The sequence below is a fragment of the Rhodococcus sp. IEGM 1305 genome (assembly GCF_030058635.1).
In the GTDB taxonomy this organism is placed as follows: Bacteria; Actinomycetota; Actinomycetes; order Mycobacteriales; family Mycobacteriaceae; genus Rhodococcus_F; species Rhodococcus_F opacus_D.
This window is the reverse complement of the sequence record NZ_JASHKX010000080.1, coordinates 1-1,321: the sequence shown is the minus strand read 5'-3', so window position 1 is coordinate 1,321 and position 1,321 is coordinate 1. Positions and strand designations below refer to the sequence as shown.

Genomic DNA, 1,321 nt, shown 5'->3' with positions numbered 1-1,321 from the left:
AGCCGCTGCAGACCGGCATCAAGGCCATCGACGCGATGACCCCGATCGGCCGCGGACAGCGTCAGCTCGTCATCGGCGACCGTAAGACGGGCAAGACCGCCGTCTGCATCGACGCGATCCTGAACCAGAAGGCCAACTGGGAGACCGGCGACGAGAAGCAGCAGGTTCGCTGCATCTACGTCGCGATCGGCCAGAAGGGCTCCACCATCGCGGGTGTCAAGGCTGCCCTCGAGGAGCAGGGCGCGATGGAGTACACCACCATCGTCGCCGCCCCGGCCTCCGACTCCGCCGGTTTCAAGTGGCTCGCGCCCTACACCGGCTCCGCCATCGGCCAGCACTGGATGTACCAGGGCAAGCACGTCCTGGTCGTGTTCGACGACCTGACCAAGCAGGCCGAGGCGTACCGCGCCATCTCGCTGCTGCTGCGTCGCCCGCCGGGACGTGAGGCATACCCCGGTGACGTCTTCTACCTGCACTCCCGCCTGCTGGAGCGTTCGGCCAAGCTGTCCGACGCCCTGGGTGGAGGCTCGCTGACCGCGCTGCCGATCATCGAGACCAAGGCCAACGACGTCTCGGCCTACATCCCGACCAACGTCATCTCCATCACCGACGGTCAGGTGTTCCTCGAGTCGGACCTGTTCAACAAGGGTGTCCGCCCCGCCATCAACGTCGGCATCTCGGTGTCCCGAGTCGGTGGCGCCGCGCAGACCAAGGGCATGAAGAAGGTCTCCGGTTCGCTGCGTCTGGAGCTGGCTCAGTTCCGTGAGCTCGAGGCGTTCTCCGCCTTCGCCTCCGACCTGGACGCCGCCTCGAAGGCACAGCTCGAGCGTGGTGCCCGCCTGGTGGAGCTGCTCAAGCAGGATCAGTACAGCCCGATCCCCGTCGAAGACCAGATCGTGTCGATCTACCTCGCCGGCGAAGGTGTCTTCGACAGCGTGCCGGTCGGCGACGTCCGCCGCTTCGAGGCCGAACTGCTCGACGAGCTGCACCGCACCGCCTCCGGCGTGTACGAGAGCATCAAGGGCGGCAAGGCCCTCGACGCCGACAACGCCAAGGCGCTGGTCGAGGCCACCGACAAGTTCAAGGAAACCTTCATCGCGTCCGACGGAAGCCGGGTCGTGAACGAGGCCGAGGCCGAAGCTCTGGACGCCGGCGAGGTCGGCCACGAGCAGATCAACGTCAAGCGCACCACCGTCAGCAAGTGAGCGGCCTGTCCATGATGCTGCGAAACATGAAGGGAGAGTGATCGATCGATGGCAAGCATTCTCGAACTGAGGTCTCGCATCAAGTCGGTCAACTCGACCAAGAAGATCACCAAGGC

General features: G+C 65.3%; 1 protein-coding gene. It reads left to right on the top strand.

The window, feature by feature from the left end:
• A partial coding sequence (gene atpA, locus QM693_RS37460) for a F0F1 ATP synthase subunit alpha (RefSeq protein ID WP_283354830.1) occupies positions 1-1,205 on the top strand: 1,205 nt, incomplete at its 5' end.
• Between the last annotated feature and the right edge of the window lie 116 nt (positions 1,206-1,321).